This is a genomic window from Mesoflavibacter sp., assembly GCF_964226795.1.
Lineage (GTDB): Bacteria > Bacteroidota > Bacteroidia > Flavobacteriales > Flavobacteriaceae > Mesoflavibacter > Mesoflavibacter zeaxanthinifaciens.
In genome coordinates this window covers 273,100-293,296 of record NZ_CAXQQP010000007.1, presented here as the reverse complement: position 1 = coordinate 293,296, position 20,197 = coordinate 273,100, and the positions used below count along the sequence as shown (strand labels likewise).

The window sequence follows — 20,197 nt, the reverse complement described above, 5'->3', positions numbered from 1 at the left end:
TACGATTTGTTTGCTCATCTTGATAATCAAATATTGAAATTATTTAATTAAACTCCAAATTACACGATTACACTCTTGGTAAATCACCTTCTTCTTTTAATGGTAAATTAGATTTTCCTATTAAAAAAGCATCTACGTGATGTGCTGCTTGACGACCTTCGGAAATTGCCCAAACAATTAACGACTGACCGCGACGCATATCTCCTGCTGTAAAAACACCTTTTACGTTGGTTGCATAATCTTTTTCGGTTGCTTTGATGTTGGATCTAAAATCCATTTCTAGACCAAATTGTTCTACTAAAGTTTTTTCGGCACCGGTAAAACCAAGTGCTAACAACGCTAAATCGCAGTCCCAAGTTTTTTCGGTATCTGGTAATTCTTTAAGTTCTGGTCTTTCGCCTTCTTTAAAAATCCATTCGACTTCAACCGTTTTTAAACCAATTAAATTTCCGTTTTTATCACCTAAAAATTCTTTAGTTGAAATACTAAAAAAACGTTCTACGCCTTCTTTATGAGACGTTGTTGTTTTTAATCGCATAGGCCAATAAGGCCAAGGTTGATGCGCTGGACGACCTTTAGTTGGTTTGCTCAAAATTTCAAAATTTGTTACCGATGTTGCACCATGACGATTACTTGTACCAATACAATCACTACCTGTATCGCCGCCACCAATGACAATTACTTTTTTATTTTTTGCTGAAATAATTTCATCTTCATCTATCAATCCATCAACATGTTGGTTATTTTTCTTTAGAAATTCCATTGCTTGGTGTACACCTTTTAGATGATTTCCTTTTATAGGAATATTACGCCTAACAGTTGCACCGCCACATAAAAGAATCACATCAAAATCTGCTTTTAACGTTTCAACACTTATATTTTGTCCAACATGAGCATTGGTTTTAAATGTTATACCTTCGTCTTCAAGAATTTTAATACGTCTATCTATAATTTTCTTTTCTAACTTAAAATCAGGAATACCATAACGCAATAAACCACCAACTTTAGCGTCACGCTCAAAAACCGTTACTAAATGTCCTGCTCTATTTAATTGCTGAGCAGCTGCTAAACCTGACGGACCAGAACCTACAACAGCAACTTTTTTACCTGTACGATGCTTTGGCGGATGCGCTTCTACCCAACCTTCTTTAAAGGCGATTTCGGCAATATTTTTTTCAATATTTTCTATATTTACTGGATCTTCGTTAATACCTAATACGCACGCTTCTTCACAAGGTGCTGGACATAAACGTCCTGTAAATTCTGGAAAATTATTTGTTGAATGTAAAATTTGTGCTGCTTCTTTCCATCGTCCTTTGTAGACTTTATCGTTAAAATCGGGAATTAAATTACCCAATGGGCAACCGCTATGACAAAACGGAATACCGCAATCCATACATCTAGCGCCTTGATTTTTGAGTTTTTCCTCTTTTAAAGGCACTGTAAATTCTTTATAATTTTTTAGACGATTTTCTACTTTTAAATAACCTTCGTCTTCTCTTTTATATTCTAGAAATCCTGTTGTCTTTCCCATAATTTTAAGCTTTTACAGTTTGCTCTTCTGCTATTCTTATTAATGCTTGTTTGTATTCTTCTGGTAATACCTTAATGAATTTTGGCAATTCTGTTTGCCAATTTTCGAGAATACGTTGTGCTAACGGACTTAATGTTGCGTTGTAATGATTCTCTATTAAGTCTTTTAATTCTGAAATATCTTCAGCAGTTTCAACTGGATCAAGATTTAATCCTTCTTTATTACAATGTTGTTCAAAGATGTTTTTTGGATCGTAGATGTATGCAATTCCGCCACTCATTCCTGCTCCAAAATTACGACCAACTTCACCTAAAATTACAGCACGTCCGCCAGTCATATATTCGCAACCATGATCACCAATACCTTCTACAACAGCACTTGCACCAGAATTACGCACACAGAAACGCTCGCCAGCTTTTCCGTTAATATAAGCTTCACCAGACGTTGCACCATAAAGCGCTACGTTACCAATAATGATATTTTCTTCAGGTACTAAAGTGGACTCGTCAGGAACTTTTACCACTATTTTTGCACCAGACAATCCTTTACCTAAATAATCGTTAGAGTTACCATTTATTACCAAGGTTAAACCTTTGGTTGCAAATGCACCAAAACTTTGTCCTGCAGCACCAGTAAAATTGATTTTTAACGTGTTATCTGGTAAACCTTGTGCTCCATAAATTTTTGAAATTTCGTTACTTAAAATCGCTCCAAATGCACGATTACGATTAGTTATTTTTGATTCTAGTACTGTTTTTTCTTTTCTGAATAACGCCGGATGTGCTTGACTAATAATTTTAAAATCTAAAGCCGAATCTAAAGCATGATCTTGCTTTTCGGTGTTATAAAATTTAGCGTCTTTTGGCGCATCTACTTGATGTAAAATTGGCGTTAAATCTAGACCTAAAGCCTTATAATGTTTAATGGTATTATTTCTGTTTAATTTTTGAACTTGACCGACCATTTCATTAACGGTTCTAAAACCAAGTTGCGCCATAATTTCTCTTAATTCTTGAGCTACGAAATACATGAAGTTAACCACATGTTCGGGTTTTCCTTTGAATTTTTTACGTAGTTCTGGATTTTGAGTTGCAATACCAACTGGACACGTATTTAAGTGACAAACACGCATCATAATACAGCCAGAAGCCACTAATGGCGCTGTTGCGAAACCGAATTCTTCAGCACCTAAAAGACAAGCAATAGCAACATCACGACCTGTTTTTAATTGTCCGTCGCATTCTAAAACTACACGATTTCTCAAATCATTCATTACTAAAGTTTGTTGTGCTTCAGCTAAACCTAATTCCCATGGTAAACCTGCGTGTTTTAATGATGTTAAAGGCGAAGCACCAGTACCACCATCGTGACCCGAAATTAAAATCACATCGCCTTTTGCTTTTGCAACACCAGCAGCTACGGTACCAACACCGACTTCGGATACTAATTTTACATTAATTCGCGCGTCACGATTAGCCGATTTTAAATCATAAATTAATTGTGATAAGTCTTCGATAGAATAAATATCGTGATGTGGCGGCGGAGAAATTAGACCAACATAAGGTGTAGAATTACGTGTTTTTGCAATATCTGGATTTACTTTTGGACCAGGTAATTGTCCACCTTCTCCAGGTTTTGCACCTTGCGCCATTTTTATTTGAATTTCTGACGCATTGGTTAAATAATTTGACGTCACACCAAAACGACCTGATGCAACTTGCTTTATTGCCGAGTTTTTCCAATCTCCGTTTAAGTCTTTATAAAAACGTTCTTCATTTTCTCCTCCTTCACCAGAATTGGATTTTCCTCCAATACGATTCATCGCAATTGCTAAATTTTCATGCGCTTCTTTACTAATAGATCCATAAGACATTGCTCCTGTTTTGAAGCGTTTTACAATTTCTGTCCACGGTTCGACTTCTTCTAAAGGAATTGGATCGTAGTTAGTAAATTCGAATAAGCCACGAATGGTCATTAACTGTTTGCTTTGCTCGTTAATTAAATCGGAATATTCTTTATATGTCTTGTGCTTATTACTTCTCACAGCTTCTTGAAGTTTTGCAACAGTTAATGGATTAAACGTATGTTTTTCGCCATGACGTCTCCATTTGTATTGTCCACCAAATTCTAAATTTAAATCGGCATCAACTTCATCTGTTTTGTAGGCTTTTTTGTGACGCTTGTAAATTTCTTTTTCAATTTCGCGTAAGCCAACACCTTGTATTCTTGTGATTGTATTTGGAAAATAATCGTTTACAATTTTTGTGTTTAATCCTACACATTCAAAAAGTTGAGATCCGCGATAAGAATTAAGTGTTGAAATACCGATTTTGTTCATTACTTTAAGAATACCCATCCCAACAGCTTTGTTGTAATTTTTAATAGCCGGTAGGTAATCTAAATTTTCTATTTCTTTATTTTCAACTTGATTGTAAACAATTTCGTTTACGATGTAAGGGTTTATTGCACTTGCACCGTAACCAAACAGTAGTGCAAAATGATGGACTTCTCTTGGTTCTGCAGACTCGATAATTAGGCTAACCTTGGCACGTTTTCCTATTTTATACAATTCGTGATTTACATATGAACACGCCATTAATGCAGGAATTGGTGCTAGTTTTTTGTTTACACCTCTATCAGAAAGTATGATAATATTTCCTCCTTTATCTATAGCTTTTGAAGCCTGCTTTACCAAATCTTCTAACGCTGCTTCCAAACCGTTTAAGCCTTTATCAACTTCATACAACATTGATATCGTACTAACTACAAAATCTGGATTATTTTTATAGTTTTTTATCTTATCTAAATCGTGTTTTGAAATGACTGGATTTTGAATTTTCAACTTTCGACATTGATCTTCGTTAATCTTGAAAATATTAGTATCGCTACCTAAAGTCAAACTAATATCTGTAATTAATTTTTCGCGAATACCATCTAATGGCGGATTTGTAACTTGGGCAAAAAGCTGTTTAAAATAGTTGTAAATTAGTTGTGGTTTTTGAGAAAGCACTGCAATAGGCGTATCATTTCCCATAGATCCTATTGGCTCTTTTCCTAGCTGTGCCATAGGTTTGATAATGGTGTTTAAATCTTCTTGCGTATACCCAAATACAACTTGTCTTTTGTCTAATGCGTCTTCTTTGTGTTTTATTGGTCCTTTTTTTGCAGGTATATCTGCCAAGTGCACTAAGTTTTTATCTAACCATTTTTTATAAGGATGTTTGGTAACAATATCTGCTTTAATTTCTTCATCATTAATAATTCGACCTTGATTCATGTCTACCAAAAACATTTTCCCTGGTTCTAAACGACCGTGTTTTTCTATGTTTTTAGGATCAATTTCTATCACTCCAGTTTCTGAAGACATAATTACATATCCATCTTTAGTGACAGAATATCTTGACGGTCGTAAACCATTTCTATCCAAGACAGCACCGATATAATTACCATCTGTAAACGGTATTGATGCTGGTCCGTCCCAAGGTTCCATAATACAAGAATTATACTCGTAAAACGCCTTTTTAGCTTCAGACATTTCTGAGTTTTTCTCCCAAGCTTCGGGCACTAACATCATCATAACTTCTGGTAACGTTCTTCCTGTCATTAATAATAATTCAACAACCATATCCATAGAAGCAGAATCTGATTTTCCTGGTATTACAATTGGGAAAATACTTTTTATATCTTCTCCAAACCAATCACTTTCCATTAATTCTTGACGAGAAAGTATGCGTGATACATTTCCGCGAAGTGTATTAATTTCACCATTATGACACATATATCTAAAAGGTTGTGCCAAATCCCAAGTAGGAAATGTGTTAGTTGAAAAACGCTGATGCACCAACGCCAAACGCGTGACTAAGGTTGGATCTTGTAAATCTGTATAATACAGCTTTATATCTTCAGGAATTAATAGTCCTTTGTATATTATGGTTTTGGTTGAAAGACTAGGCAAATAAAACCTTGAACTTTCAGATAACTTTGAATTTCTAATAGCATGTTCTGCTTGTTTTCTTGCTGTAAAAAGTTTTAAATTGAAATCAAAATCTGATTGTTTTTTATCGGATTTACCTACAAAGACTTGTTTTACAAAAGGCTCTGTTTCTGCAGCAATTTTACCTAAAACCGAAGTGTCTACAGGCACATCTCTCCATCCTAAAATTTCTAACTCTTGTTCTTCAACATATTTTGTGAAAATATCAATACAGAAATTGCGTTGATTTTCCTTTTGAGGCAAGAACATATTACTTACAGCATACTCACCAGGTTTTGGCAAAATAAAACTGCAGTTTTTCACAAAAAAATCATGCGGAATATCTATTAAAATACCTGCACCATCGCCTGTTTTTCCGTCACTACTTACAGCACCACGATGTTCTAATTTCTCAAGAATTTCTAATGCTTTATGTATGATGTTATTAGATTTATTTCCTTTAAGACTGCAAATAAATCCTGCTCCACAATTGTCATGCTCAAATTCTGGAAAATAAAGTCCTTGTTGCTTTAACATAATGCAAAAATTTTAAAGAGTTTGTTAGTTGTATTCACCCTAAGATACTGTGATACATCCTAATATGAAAGAAGTGAAATCATTTTTCCATATTTAATAATGACATTAATTTTTTATAAGATATTATCAAAATGAACCGCTAAAAAATAAGAAATAACTAATGATAATTTTCAGCAAAAAAGACGATTTGTTACGAAAACCTTTTCGCAAAAGAAGAAAATCAAAAATAAATTCAACAAAAACATCTATTCGTTGAGATTTACTCAAAATACCAATTAAGAATTTAATAATATTTTTAAATATAAATATTTCACCCTTAACTTTTAAGGGTTAAAAATATCAATTTATCAAAAATTAAAACATTACCCCTTAATTTTATAGGGCTAAACATCTTTTTTATTAGCTTTAACACAACAACTAACAAAAAAAAAACTAAACAAATGAAAAAAGTAGAAGCAATAATTAGAAAGTCTAAGTTTTCTGCTGTAAAAAAAGCACTTCATGAAGTTGGAGTAAATTTTTTTTCCTATTGGGATGTTACTGGTTTGGGTAACGAAAAGATAGGACATGTTTACAGAGGTGTATCATACAGCACAAGTGACATACAACGTCGCTACTTGTCAATTGTTGTTAATGATGAATTTTTAGACGTTACTGTACAAACTATAATTGAAGCAGGAAAAACAGGTGAAGTTGGAGATGGGAAAATCTTTGTTTCAAATATTGAAGAAGTTTATCGAATAAGAACAGGAGAAAAAGGAGGAAACACTTTAAACTAACTAAAAACAAAATGGAATTATTAACCACAAATAATGTATGGATGATGATCTGTACAGCCTTAGTTTTTTTTATGCATCTTGGCTTTTCTCTATTAGAAATAGGATTGACAAGACAAAAAAATACCATTAACATATTATTTAAAAACATATTTATTATCTGCGTAGGATTACTATTATATTGTTTAGTTGGATTTAATCTAATGTATCCAGGATTTGAAGAAGGCGCTTCAGGCTTTTTTGGTTTCTCTGGTTTTGGGTTAAATTCACCTGTAACCACTGAAGGCACATTAGACCTTAATTATAACGCAGGATACACATATTGGACTGACTTTTTATTTCAAGGAATGTTTGCTGCAACAGCTGCAACTATAGTTTCTGGAGCAGTTGCCGAACGCATTAAAATTGGACCATTTATGATTTTTACAATTATATACGTAGGTTTAGTTTACCCAATTGCTGGCTCTTGGAAATGGGGAGAAGGTTGGCTAGACCAACTAGGTTTTTATGACTTTGCTGGCTCAACATTAGTACACTCCGTTGGTGGTTGGGCAGCTTTAGTTGCTGTTTGGTTACTTGGCGCACGTATTGGAAAATTTAAAGACGGAAAGTCCTTTGTAATTCTTGGCCATAATTTACCATTAGCTACTGCTGGTGTGTTAATCTTATGGCTAGGCTGGTTTGGGTTTAATGGCGGATCAGTTTTATCTGCAGATCCAACAGCAACGTCACTTACTTTAGTGACTACTTCTTTAGCTGCTGCAGGTGGAGGCGTTTCTTCTTTTTTAATTTCAACGTTAGCTTATAAAAACTATGATTTAACGATGTTTTTAAATGGAATTTTAGGTGGTTTAGTAGGTATTACCGCTGGAGCTGATCAAATGTCACCAACAGATGCTATCTTAATTGGAGTTGTTGCTGGCGGATTGATTGTAGGCGCTGTAGCATTAGTTGATAAAATTAGACTTGATGATCCTGTTGGCGCTATTGCTGTACATTTAATATGTGGTATTTGGGGAACATTAGCTGTAGGTATATTTGGAAATCTTGCTGGTTTTGATCAATTTTTAAACCAATTAATAGGTGTTGCTGCTTATGCTGTTTTCTGTTTAGTCACCTCATTTATAATATTATTTACACTGAAAAAATTAACAGGCATCAGAGTCTCTGAAGATGAAGAAATTAATGGATTAGATGAATACGAACACGGTATGAGTGCGTATCCAGATTTTAGATTAAACGAACATTAGAATATTAAAATTTAAAGTGGTTTTAAGTAACTATTTTTATTTAGTTTGTTAGTTAGTGTCAAGCCTCAAAGTTGTATAAGCTTTGAGGCTTTTCCAATTTTAATAGATAAAGAAACAAAAAAAGACACTTTAAAAAGTGCCTTTTTGGAAGTTAATTTATTATAAATTTTAAGCTGAATTACGACTAGCGTTAATATTACCAAATAAAGAGCGTGTTACCATTTTTTGATACACTTCTAACTCTTTACCTTCTGTCACGCCATCTTTTTGCAGTTCTTGAATTTTCTTCAAGGCATATTGTTGTATAGTTAATAAAGGTAACACTATAGATTCCCTAACATTTATTGAAGCTTTTCCTGCTGGCTCTTCCTGCATTAATTCTTTATAACCAGTTAGCTTTAAAATTAGACGTTTAGAGGTTTCAAACTCTTTATAGATAATATTCCAAAACTCACCATATTCAGGATCTTCACTCATATATTTAGTCAAATCAAAAAACGATTTTGATAAGGACATCATACTGTTTTCTATTAATGTTCTAAAGAAATTTGATGATTTAAATAACGCTTGCACTTTATCAAATTCGCCTGCATCCTCATAATATTTAAGCGCTGTTCCTACACCAAAAAATCCAGGCACGTTTTGCTTTAACTGACTCCAAGACCCAACAAAAGGTATTGCTCTTAAATCCTCAAAAACTAAACCTTCAGATTTCCCTCTTTTTGACGGACGACTACCAATATTTGTTTTAGCATAATATTTTAAAGTACTCATGTGCTCTAAATAAGGAATAAATTTTTCATGTTGTTTAAAGTTAGAATAAGCTTCGTAACTTAGTTTTGCTAAATTATCCATTACTTCTCTATTTTCTGGTACCATTCTTAAATCTGTATCACTTAAACTATTGTAAAGTCCAGAACTTATTAATTGTTCTAAGTTATATTGTGAAGATTCTAATGTCCCAAAATTAGAACTTATTGTCTGTCCTTGAATGGTTAACTGCACTTCTTTATCCTCAATAGTTGGTCCCAAAGACGCGTAAAAGTTGTGTGTTTTTCCTCCTCCACGTGCTGGCGGTCCGCCACGTCCATCAAAGAAAATTACAGTTACATCATATTTTCTTGATACTTCAGTTAGGCGTTCTTTAGCTTTATATATTGCCCAATTAGCCATTAGGTAACCACCATCTTTTGTACCATCACTAAAACCTAACATGATGGTTTGTTTGTTACCTCTAGATTTTAAATGTGCACTATATTCTGGATTTGTATACAACTCTTCCATTACCAAATGTGCGTTTTCTAAATCTGTAATGGTTTCAAACAACGGACCAATATCTACAGTTAGTTTATCATGAAACGCTACTAGTTTAAGCATTGCAAATAACTGCATCACATTTAATGTGGTTTGGTTGTTACTAATTATGTAACGGTTTGCTGCGCGCTCTCCATTATTTTCTTGGATGGTTTTTATGACCTCAATAGTCTTAAGTGCTTTTAAAGCTTCTTCATCTTTTATTAACGATAAATCCACTTTTCCTTTTACTTTAGAAAGTAATTGCACTTGTTCTTTTTCACTTAAATCGTGATAATTTTTAGGAAAAATATCACTACCGTTTTCAATTAAAGTATCAACCATAGTGTTAAACACCTTAGCATGTGCACGACTATCTTGACGGATATCTAAATTTGAAAAATGAAAACCAAACAATTTCACTTTATTAAGTAGACTTGTTAATTCATCTACGTAAAGTGATTGATGTTTTTCTATAATTACTTTTTTTATAGCTTCTAATTCTTCAGTAAAGTTTTGAAGTGTTAAATCTGATTCTTGTTGAAGCACAATACTGTATAGTTGCGACTCTAATTTTAAAACTCTATCTTCTACACCTTCAAAGGTTAACTTTCTTTTTAATTGTCTTATATCCCTATAGTAGTTTTTTATTATTGCTTCTCTTAATTTATTTGCTACTTTCAGAGTAATTTCTGGTGTAACAAATGGATTACCATCTCTATCTCCTCCTGGCCAAAAGCCAACATTAATGATATCGTTATTTACTTCTTGTCCTTCAAAAATATTACTTTGAATGTAATCGAATATTTTACCAAAAGAATAGTAAAACACGTTTTCTAAATACCAAATTAAACTTACAGCCTCATCGTATGGTGTAGGCTTTTTATCTTTAAAGAAAGGTGTTTTCCCTAATTGGGCTAATAATTCGTTAATCCTTAATAAATCATTATCTTTTATTGCTTCTGTTAAATCTGTAATAATCGCCAGAACAGAACCTGGATAAAATTGAGTTGGATGTGCAGTAAGTACTATTCGCACTTTAAATTCTTCTAAATATTCACGTAGCTCGTCTAATTTTCCACTTGCTCTAGTAGATTCTTTTAAACTTCTTAACGTACCAATACCATCCATATTATTTACTACAGGAAATGCAGCATCTTCAATAGCATCAAACAAAACAACTTGTCTTTCTATATATTGAATAAACCTAAACATAAGATTTATTCGGCTTTCTTCACTTCGTCTTGCTTGGTATTTTTCAAAGAAGGTTTCTACAATTTCAGTTGGATTTTGCCCATCTTTAAAACCTTTCTGACACGTTTCATGAAACAACGGTAATAAGACACCAGTTTTTGTAATTGTATCAAAAGGCAGAGTCATAAAAATACTATTGTAGATTTGGTATTTTGACAAAACATTTTGATTAAAACGAGTTAATTTTGGCTGTAAAGGCATATTTATCTTTTATTTTTTTTATTAAGCTTAAAGTTAATGAAGCTTCTTAAACTTAACAAAGTATAACCCGTTTTTTAAGATTAAATTAGAGAAAACCTTTTCGTAATTAATATTTTTTTTTCTTCTTGTATTTGAAGTTATTGTTATAATAATTTTAACGTCTTACCAGTTTTTAAATTATTTTATTTTAGTACATTTGTCGCTCAAAAAAACAGAGGAAAGATTTGACTGATTGCAACCTCCATAAAAAATGCTAAAGGCAGTAATACTTCCTTGAGACGCACGTGTCAAATCTTACCTATAAATTAAATTTAAAATGGCGTATTTATTTACATCAGAAAGTGTATCTGAAGGACATCCAGATAAAGTAGCAGATCAAATTAGTGATGCTTTAATTGATAATTTTTTAGCATTTGACAAAGAAAGCAAAGTTGCTTGCGAAACGTTGGTTACGACTGGTCAAGTGGTTTTAGCTGGAGAGGTTAAGTCTAACACTTATTTAGACGTTCAAAAAATTGCAAGAGATACTATAAATAAAATTGGTTACACCAAAGGAGAATATATGTTTGACGGCAACTCTTGCGGTGTTTTTAGTGCAATACATGAGCAAAGTGACGACATTAGTCGTGGTGTAGACCGTGCTACTAAAGAAGAGCAAGGCGCTGGTGACCAAGGTATGATGTTTGGTTATGCAACACGCGAGACTGAAAACTACATGCCACTTGCATTAGATTTATCTCATAAAATCTTAAAAGAATTAGCAATTTTAAGACGCGAAAACAAAGATATTACTTACTTAAGACCAGATTCTAAAAGCCAGGTAACTATCGAGTATAGTGATGATAACGTACCTCAACGTATTGATGCTATCGTAGTCTCTACACAACATGACGATTTTGCAGATGAAGCTACCATGCTAGCAAAAATTAAAAAGGATATTATTGAAATTTTAATCCCAAGAGTTGTTGCAACTTTACCTGAAGAATTAAAAGGGCTATTTAATGACGACATTAAATACCACATCAATCCAACAGGAAAATTTGTAATTGGAGGACCACATGGCGACACAGGATTAACAGGTCGTAAAATTATAGTAGACACTTATGGTGGAAAAGGCGCACATGGTGGTGGTGCTTTTTCAGGAAAAGACCCAAGTAAAGTAGACCGTAGTGCTGCTTACGCAACTAGACATATTGCTAAAAATCTTGTTGCTGCTGGAGTTTGTGACGAGGTTTTAGTACAAGTAAGTTATGCTATTGGTGTTGTAGAACCAATGGGGATTTTTATTGATACTTACGGAACTTGTCCTTTTAACATGACCGACGGAGAAATTGCAGAAAAAGTCTCAAAAATATTTGATATGCGTCCAGCAGCTATTGAAGAACGTTTAAAACTACGTAACCCTATATACAGCGAAACTGCAGCTTATGGACATATGGGAAGACAAAACGAAGTTGTTACTAAAACTTTTGAACAACCTAATGGTGAAAATGTAACATTAGATGTTGAATTATTTACATGGGAAAAACTTGACTATGTTGAAAAAGTAAAAACTGAATTTGGGTTATAATTCTTATAAATCAAAATAAAAAAGCCTTTTCGATATGAAAAGGCTTTTTTATTTATTTATTTCCATTTTAATGGTAGATGAACTACTTTTTTGGTTTCGAAAAAATCTTCTTCAAAAAAGTCTGATATATTATAAATAGTCGTGGTTTGATAATCTTTTAATTCTTCAGTTAAATCACCACCTTTTAAATAAATAATTCCATTTTTCAAATCATTATTCTGTGGTTTAGCTATCTTACCCTTTACCCAATGTACAAAAGTTGGCATTGCTGCAACTGCACGACTAATAATAAAATCGTAAGTTTCATTAATCTCTTCAACTCTAGTATGTGTTACTTTTACATTTTCAAGCTCTAAACCAGCCATTACTTCTCTTACAACATTTAGTTTTTTATTAATACTATCTACTAAATGAAATTGACAATTAGGAAATAAAATAGCCAACGGTATACCCGGAAAACCGCCACCAGTACCTACATCCATCAAAGAACTTCCGTCTTTAAAATTTATAACTTTTGCAATAGCTAATGAGTGTAAAACGTGTCTTAAATACAATTCGTCAATATCTTTTCTTGATACGACGTTTATCTTTAAGTTCCAATCTTTATATAAATCTTCTAAAGCTTCAAATTGAGCAATTTGTTTCTCTGTTAAATCAGGAAAATATTTTAAAATGAGTTCCATGGGTTGTATAAAATTTAGGCAAAAATAGACATTTAACACTAAAACATTGCGCTTGCTTTTACATATTTACATATCTTTACAGCCAATAAAATTTGGCTCTTACACGTTATAAAATAAATAATTAATAGCAATGACAAAGCAAACACTTTCTTTTTCAAGAACAGATTCTGCAAACTTTTTTAGAACACTTAACAAAAGAGTAAACAAGTATTTTAAAGAAAACAACATTAAACGTACAGGAGACTGGCGTATTTGGCTTAAAACCATAGTTATGTTTACTATGTTTTTAGCTCCATATTTTTTAATTATGACCTTAAACATTCCTGGTTGGGCTCAATTACTTTTAACTATTGTTATGGGTATTGGTATGGCTGGAGTTGGTATGAATGTGATGCACGATGGTAACCATGGTTCTTTTTCTAATAAAGAATGGGTTAACCGTTTAATGGGAAGCAGCATTTACATTTTAGCCGGTAATGTTTACAACTGGCAAGTACAACACAACGTTTTACATCATACTTACACAAATATTCATGGACATGATGAAGACTTAGAAGCAGGTCGTATTTTACGTTTTTCTGAACATACAGAATGGAGAAAACACCATAAATTTCAACACTACTACTCTATCTTACTATATGGTTTATTAACCATTAATTGGGCAATTACTACAGATTGGCAACAAATGAAACGTTACATGAAACGTAAATTAGCCTATGGAAAATTCCCTAATCCTGTTTGGAATTGGAGTAAACTAGTAATTTCAAAATTAGTTTATATCGCTATTTGGATTATTATTCCTTTAGTATTTTTTGATCTTGCTTGGTGGAAGGTTCTTTTAGGCTTCTTCATCATGCATTATACAGCTGGTTTGATTTTAAGTGTTGTATTTCAATTAGCGCACGTTATGGATGAGGCTGAAATGCCATTACCAGAAAAAGATGGCACAATGAAAAACACTTGGGCAATTCACCAGTTAAAAACTACAGTTAATTTTGGAGCAAAAAGCAAAATTATTAACTGGTTTACAGGAGGATTAAATCATCAGGTTGAACATCATATATTCCCAAATATTAGTCACGTTCACTACGGTAAAATTTCTGAAATAGTAAAAAACACCGCTAAAGAGTTTAATTTACCTTACAACGAATATAAAACAACACGTAAAGCTGTTATTGCTCATTTTAAATTTTTAAAAGAAATGGGGCAAAGACCAAACACTATACAAGCATAAGATGAATCAACCACTTTCTAACCGAATTTTAAACATGTCTACTTCTGCTACTTTGGCTATGGCGGCTAAAGCAAGAGAATTAAGAGGAGAAGGCAAAGATATTATTGGACTTAGTTTAGGCGAACCTGACTTTAATACTCCAGATTTTATTAAAGACGCTGCCATACAAGCTATTAATGACAATTATAATTCTTATACACCAGTAGACGGTTACCAAGAGTTAAAAGAAGCTATAATTACTAAGTTTAAACGTGATAATAATCTTACTTACACATTACCACAAATAGTTGTTTCTACAGGAGCTAAACAATGCTTAGCCAATGTAGCTGCTGTAATGTTAAATGAAGGTGACGAAGTTATTTTACCTTGTCCTTATTGGGTAAGCTACTCTGACATTGTAAAGCTAAATGGAGGCATACCAGTAGAAGTACCAACAACTATTGATACAGATTTTAAAATGACTCCAGCTCAATTAGAAGCTGCTATCACACCAAAAACTAAAATGATTTGGTTTAGCTCTCCTTGTAACCCAAGTGGATCAATCTATAGCAAAGAAGAATTAGAAAGTTTAGCTGAAGTTTTAAAAAAACATCCTAATATTTATGTAGTTTCAGATGAGATTTATGAGCACATCAACTACACAAACTCTTCCCATGCAAGTATGGCTAGTGTAGACGGTATGTTTGAAAAAACAATAACAGTAAACGGCGTATCTAAAGCATTTGCTATGACCGGATGGCGTATTGGTTACATTGGCGCTCCAGATTGGATAGCTCGTGCATGTAATAAAATGCAAGGTCAAGTTACTAGTGGCGCTAACTGTATTGCTCAACGTGCTGTTATTACTGCATTAAATGCAGACCCAAGCGCTGTCAAATTTATGATAAACGAGTTTAAGGTACGTCGCGACTTAGTTTTAGATTTACTTAGTGACATTGAAGGCTTTAACACCAATGTACCAGAAGGCGCTTTTTATGTTTTCCCTAATGTATCTTATTTTTTCGGAAAAACGTTAAAAGGAAAAACAATTAATAACGCTACGGATTTTTCTTTATTCTTATTAGAAGAAGCTCTAGTAGCAACAGTAACAGGTGATGCGTTTGGTAATCCTGACTGTATCCGTATCAGCTATGCTGCAAGTCAAGAACAAATTAAAGAAGCAATACAGAGAATTAAAGAAGCTGTTAGCTAAAAATGTTTTATAATATATAACCATAAAGCCCTTAATTTTTTAAGGGCTTTTTTTTACGAATAATAATAGAGAATTAAAATTAAAAGAAACATTATTAACAAAAGAGAAACAATTTGTTTTTTCCTTCTAACTCTATGCTCTCTTCTCATTTTTTTTCTAATATTTTGACAATATTGTGTGTTTAAAATTAAGTGATCAAACTTTTCTTTTTCCACTTTATTATGCTTACTTCTTTTATACACAAACTTCTCTCTCTTATTATTTTTTAATAAGTTTCTATTGTTTTTAATTACAGAAGAAGATGAACCACCAAACATAATAGTTGACATTTATAATTAAACAAACCCTTTATATATAAGTAGCTATTTCGCCTAAAAAGTTACATATCAATCAATTATAAAAACAAAACCTTTTTTTTCAATATCAAATTAATTTCTTTTTTCTATCTTAGTATTTCATTGCTATTAAAAAGAAAAAATTCATGAAATATTTACAATGTAAATACAAATTCCTATTTGTATTACTTTTCATTTACAGCTATTCCTTTTATGCTCAAAACGAGACTAATAACTGGTATTTTGGGGAATATTCTGGCTTAGACTTTAACTTTGCTCAAGTAAATATTCAATATGACAGTAGCATGTCTACTCCTGCAGGTTGCTCTAGTATATCTGATAGAGATGGAAATTTAATGTTTTATACCAATGGTCAAACCGTTTGGAATAAGAATCATGAAATAATGGATAATGGTGAAGGGCTAAATGCCGAAATAGATAACAACCAATCCAGTATAATTATTCCAGATCCAAATAATGACAATATATACTTTATTCTTACTACAAAAATTAGCACAAGTGGCGGTGGGATATTTTTTTCTAAAGTAGTGTTTAGTAACCAAAATCCTTTAGGCGTTGTAACAGACAAAAATGTTACAATTACTACGTCTTCTACTGAACGAATCACTGCTGTTTACTCACCTGAGACTAACTCTGTTAAAGCTGTTGGAATAGGCAAAACAAACCCAAATAACGACAACTATAATGCTTTTTTTGTTATTACTGTCGGTGCTTACGGAGCATTTATTGACTCTTTAGCCTATCTATCCAATTACATAGTTTTAGATGAACCGTTTGAAAACACTTTAGGACCAATTAAATTTTCACCAAATGGAGAGTATATTGCTGTGGGAGATATCAGAACATCTACTTTCGTAAAACTATATAGTTTTAATATGGATAATGATGATATCAACCAATTAAGCTCTATAAATGCAGGCTATATTTTTACTCCTGTTAATGTTGAAGGTATTGAGTTTTCTGCAGACTCTAAAATATTATATTTTTCAGGTAATTTTAATGGAAATGGTTTTTTACACAAATACTTTATTGACGTAAACCAGCCATTTAACGATAAAGTTTTAATCGAATTTTCCAACAGAAGAAGTTTTGGGAACCTACAATTAGCAAGTAACTCTAAAATTTACATGACTAATTATTTAGCAGATAGACAACCCTACTCTCTTAAGCATCTAAGTGTAATAAATAATCCGGAAGATTTTGATAATATAGAATATAATCCTTCTCAAATAATATTTGAAGACTCAAGAACAACGCAAGGATTACCAAACTTTGTAACATCATATTTTAGAAATAGAATTATTGTAAAAAATGACTGTTTTTATACCACTCTTAACTTTTCTTTAGATGCTTATGCAACAATTACAAGTGCTACATGGGATTTTGGTGATGGCACAACAGGCACTGGTTTAAACCCATCACATCAATATCAAGAAGCAGGGACTTACATTGTTAAAGCAGTGATAACAGTTGGATCAAAAGTTATTGATTTATACAAAGAGGTTATAGCTTATCCAGTTATAAATCTTGAAGATTCTTACTCGATGTTACAATGTGATAACGACTTTGACGAAACATCTATATTTAATTTAAACGAAGTGCACTATGGTTTTGATATTGATGAATTAAACGAAGAAATAACTGATGGTTATCAACTAAATTTTTACACATCTATACAAGATGCTGAAAATGGTACAAATGAAATTGAAAATCCTGAATCTTTTGAAAACACAACTAATCCACAAGAAATATTTGTTAAGATTACAACAGATAAAAACTGTGAGAACATACAAAGTTTTTATATAGAAACACAATTTCAACCACTTGTAACAACTTCACCTTATATAGTTTGCGAAGATTCTGACGATGTTACTAATAATAATTTAGGCTATTTTGATTTTAATGAAAAAATGGATGAAATAAATACTTTATTAAACGTTTCAGAAACAGATCAAATTAGTTTTTACGATTCATATAATAACGCATTAACAAATAATAATCCGTTAGAAAGTGAGTACACATCAAGTAGTGGAGCTATTTGGATTATAGTTAGAGACGAAAACGGTAGTTGTGGTAGAATAGCTACTATGGATTTAATAGTTAATTCTTCAATAAACCTAGATATACAAGACTCATATCTATTATGCTATTTACAAGACAATCCAATATTAGATGGAAACAGCTCTAATAACACATGGACATGGTCTGATAGTAGCGGAAACATATTATCTACACAAAGACTATTTCAAATACAATCCTCAGGCGATTATAATGTTACAGTTACCAAAACCGAAAATGGATTAACCTGTTCTTACTCTAAGGAATTTACTGTACAAGAGCCTGCTAATGTTAGTTTTAATAATATATCTGTAGATGGCACAACACTTTACGTATCTGTTGATGGAAATAGTCTATATGAGTTTTCTTTAGACGACCAAACTTATGTTGGACAAGGAAACAATTATGTATTTCAAAATATAACACCTGGTGTTATTGATATTTATGTAAGAGATATTAATGATTGTGAAAGACCTATTAATACTCAGTTTTCATATATATTTTTCCCAAAATTTTTCACACCAAATAATGACAGAATAAACGATAAATGGATTGTTTATGGTATTAATGATAATCTTTACAAAAAAGTAGAGATTACGATTTATGACAGATATGGTAAAAGATTATATAATTATAGCTTAAAGACTATTAGACATGGTTGGGATGGTAAATATAATGGTACATTATTACCTAATTCTGACTATTGGTATAAAGCAACATTAATTGACAAAAATGACCAAATAATTGAAAAATCTGGGCATTTTACCTTGAAAAGGTAACTACCTATTTCTCCAAAAAAACGGTGTAAATAAAATTAGTACAGTAAATAATTCTAAACGACCTATTAACATTAAAAAGCTAGACCACCAAAGTCCAATTGGTGGCAAAGCAGCATAATTATTTACTGGTCCAAAAACACCTAATGCAGGACCAACATTTCCTAAACTAGAAGCTGCAATACCTATAGAAGACTCAAAATCAAATCCCATCATAGAAAAACCTAATGCACCTGTAATGAAAGAAATCATGTAAAGAATAAAAAACCCAAGGATGTTAAATACAATAATACCAGAGACCGATTTACGGTTATATCTAACAGGCAAAATAGCGTTTGGGTGCAGTGTTCTTTTAAATTCTAAGAAACCGTTTTTTATCATTACTAAATGACGTACTACTTTAACTCCACCAGAAGTACTACCTGCAGATCCACCCAAGAACATTAAACCAAAAAACATAACTGTTAAAAATGGTGTCCATAAAGAATAATCTGCACTAATAAAACCTGTAGTAGTCACAACTGTTAACACCTGAAATAAAGCATGTCTAAAAGCACTTTCTCCTTCTCCTAATACTTGTGGATGAGATATGCTTGACAATGAAATATCAGCTTTAAAATAAATTAAAAGAGAAGCAACTAGTGTAAAAACTGCTATAAATTTAAAATACAACTTAAACTCCTCATCCTTAATTATCTTTTGCACTTTTCCTTTAAACGCATAATAACTTAAAACAAAGTTAGTACCCGCTAAGAACATAAATAATATTATGATGTATTGAATTAAAGGATTATCATTCCAATAGGCAACACTTGCATTTTTAGTTGAAAAACCTCCTGTAGAAAGCGTACTCATTGAATGGTTAATAGCGTCAAAAAAGCTCATTCCTGCAACTTTAAGCAAAATTGTTTCAGCTGCTGTATATCCAAAATAAATTAGCCATAATCTTTTAGCTGTGTCTGTAATACGAGGATGTAATTTGTCTGCGCTTGGTCCTGGTGCTTCGGCAGCAAACAACTGCATTCCTCCAATTCCTAATAAAGGAAGAATTGCAACTGCTAAAACGATAATTCCCATACCACCAATCCAATGTGTTAGGCTTCTCCAAAACAGAACACCTTTTGGCACGACTTCTATATCATTTAAAATAGACGCTCCAGTTGTAGTAAAGCCAGACATAGTTTCAAAAAAAGCGCTAGTAAAGTTGGGTATTGCTCCAGTTGCAACATAGGGTATTGCTCCAGAAAGAGACATTACAACCCAACCAAAAGCTACTACAATATAACCTTCTCGTTTATTCATCTCTTTATTATGGTTACGATGATGTAACATTCCAAAGAGACCAAAAATTAAGGTTACAATTCCTGAAAGAAAAATTTGTAACGTTACTCCATCTTGATAAATCAAACTTACCAAAGATGATAATAACATAAAACCACCATTAAAAACTAATAGTAGCCCAAAAAAATAAAATATAATTTTATAGTTAAGATGAAGTCGCTTTCTCATG

General features: G+C 32.4%; 11 protein-coding genes. 6 read left to right on the top strand and 5 right to left on the bottom strand.

The annotated features are described in order from the left end of the window. Positions 1–67: 67 nt before the first annotated feature. Both ACEQT4_RS06520 and gltB read right to left on the bottom strand, forming a co-directional pair. Positions 68–1,534: a glutamate synthase subunit beta gene (locus tag ACEQT4_RS06520; RefSeq protein WP_370226626.1), complete on the bottom strand. Its 1,467-nt coding sequence runs from the start codon at positions 1,532–1,534 to the stop codon at positions 68–70. A gap of 4 nt (positions 1,535–1,538) precedes the next feature. Next, the gene (gene gltB, locus ACEQT4_RS06515; RefSeq protein WP_370226625.1) at positions 1,539–6,044 is read right to left on the bottom strand and encodes a glutamate synthase large subunit; all 4,506 of its coding nucleotides are present in this window, start codon (positions 6,042–6,044) and stop codon (positions 1,539–1,541) included. Between the two features lie 440 nt (positions 6,045–6,484). On the opposite strand from gltB, the gene ACEQT4_RS06510 reads away from it, so the two are divergent. Both ACEQT4_RS06510 and ACEQT4_RS06505 read left to right on the top strand, forming a co-directional pair. After that, on the top strand, positions 6,485–6,823 hold the full coding sequence (locus ACEQT4_RS06510) for a P-II family nitrogen regulator (protein ID WP_370226623.1): 339 nt from the start codon (positions 6,485–6,487) through the stop codon (positions 6,821–6,823). Between the two features lie 11 nt (positions 6,824–6,834). Further along, on the top strand, positions 6,835–8,070 hold the full coding sequence (locus ACEQT4_RS06505; protein WP_370226622.1) for an ammonium transporter: 1,236 nt from the start codon (positions 6,835–6,837) through the stop codon (positions 8,068–8,070). A 168-nt stretch (positions 8,071–8,238) separates the two neighbouring features. Here the strand turns inward: ACEQT4_RS06505 and ACEQT4_RS06500 are convergent, their stop codons facing one another. Further along, positions 8,239–10,818 (bottom strand): phosphoenolpyruvate carboxylase, encoded by a 2,580-nt coding sequence (locus ACEQT4_RS06500; protein WP_370226621.1) that lies wholly within the window; start codon positions 10,816–10,818, stop codon positions 8,239–8,241. 316 nt (positions 10,819–11,134) lie between these two features. On the opposite strand from ACEQT4_RS06500, the gene metK reads away from it, so the two are divergent. Further along, positions 11,135–12,388: a methionine adenosyltransferase gene (gene metK, locus ACEQT4_RS06495; protein WP_370226620.1), complete on the top strand. Its 1,254-nt coding sequence runs from the start codon at positions 11,135–11,137 to the stop codon at positions 12,386–12,388. A gap of 56 nt (positions 12,389–12,444) precedes the next feature. On the opposite strand, the gene rsmG is transcribed toward metK, so the two are convergent. After that, positions 12,445–13,071, bottom strand: coding sequence for a 16S rRNA (guanine(527)-N(7))-methyltransferase RsmG (rsmG, locus tag ACEQT4_RS06490; protein ID WP_027881054.1), 627 nt, complete (start codon positions 13,069–13,071; stop codon positions 12,445–12,447). A 130-nt stretch (positions 13,072–13,201) separates the two neighbouring features. On the opposite strand from rsmG, the gene ACEQT4_RS06485 reads away from it, so the two are divergent. The 3 genes from ACEQT4_RS06485 to ACEQT4_RS06475 all read left to right on the top strand — a co-directional run bounded on the left by ACEQT4_RS06485 (position 13,202) and on the right by ACEQT4_RS06475 (position 18,690). Then, on the top strand, positions 13,202–14,305 hold the full coding sequence (locus tag ACEQT4_RS06485; RefSeq protein ID WP_027881053.1) for an acyl-CoA desaturase: 1,104 nt from the start codon (positions 13,202–13,204) through the stop codon (positions 14,303–14,305). A 1-nt stretch (position 14,306) separates the two neighbouring features. Beyond that, positions 14,307–15,497, top strand: coding sequence for a pyridoxal phosphate-dependent aminotransferase (locus ACEQT4_RS06480; RefSeq protein WP_370226619.1), 1,191 nt, complete (start codon positions 14,307–14,309; stop codon positions 15,495–15,497). A 481-nt stretch (positions 15,498–15,978) separates the two neighbouring features. Beyond that, positions 15,979–18,690: a T9SS type B sorting domain-containing protein gene (locus ACEQT4_RS06475; RefSeq protein WP_370226617.1), complete on the top strand. Its 2,712-nt coding sequence runs from the start codon at positions 15,979–15,981 to the stop codon at positions 18,688–18,690. On the opposite strand, the gene ACEQT4_RS06470 is transcribed toward ACEQT4_RS06475, so the two are convergent. Further along, on the bottom strand, positions 18,691–20,196 hold the full coding sequence (locus ACEQT4_RS06470) for a TrkH family potassium uptake protein (RefSeq protein ID WP_370226616.1): 1,506 nt from the start codon (positions 20,194–20,196) through the stop codon (positions 18,691–18,693). Position 20,197 lies beyond the last annotated feature (1 nt).

What these genes read in the sequence shown, in the direction of transcription:
- ACEQT4_RS06520 (WP_370226626.1), bottom strand. Translation starts at nt 1,534, where the DNA reads ATGGGAAAGACAACAGGATTTCTAGAATATAAAAGAGAAGACGAAGGT.
- gltB (WP_370226625.1), bottom strand. Translation starts at nt 6,044, where the DNA reads ATGTTAAAGCAACAAGGACTTTATTTTCCAGAATTTGAGCATGACAAT.
- ACEQT4_RS06510 (WP_370226623.1), top strand. Translation starts at nt 6,485, where the DNA reads ATGAAAAAAGTAGAAGCAATAATTAGAAAGTCTAAGTTTTCTGCTGTA.
- ACEQT4_RS06505 (WP_370226622.1), top strand. Translation starts at nt 6,835, where the DNA reads ATGGAATTATTAACCACAAATAATGTATGGATGATGATCTGTACAGCC.
- ACEQT4_RS06500 (WP_370226621.1), bottom strand. Translation starts at nt 10,818, where the DNA reads ATGCCTTTACAGCCAAAATTAACTCGTTTTAATCAAAATGTTTTGTCA.
- metK (WP_370226620.1), top strand. Translation starts at nt 11,135, where the DNA reads ATGGCGTATTTATTTACATCAGAAAGTGTATCTGAAGGACATCCAGAT.
- rsmG (WP_027881054.1), bottom strand. Translation starts at nt 13,071, where the DNA reads ATGGAACTCATTTTAAAATATTTTCCTGATTTAACAGAGAAACAAATT.
- ACEQT4_RS06485 (WP_027881053.1), top strand. Translation starts at nt 13,202, where the DNA reads ATGACAAAGCAAACACTTTCTTTTTCAAGAACAGATTCTGCAAACTTT.
- ACEQT4_RS06480 (WP_370226619.1), top strand. Translation starts at nt 14,307, where the DNA reads ATGAATCAACCACTTTCTAACCGAATTTTAAACATGTCTACTTCTGCT.
- ACEQT4_RS06475 (WP_370226617.1), top strand. Translation starts at nt 15,979, where the DNA reads ATGAAATATTTACAATGTAAATACAAATTCCTATTTGTATTACTTTTC.
- ACEQT4_RS06470 (WP_370226616.1), bottom strand. Translation starts at nt 20,196, where the DNA reads ATGAGAAAGCGACTTCATCTTAACTATAAAATTATATTTTATTTTTTT.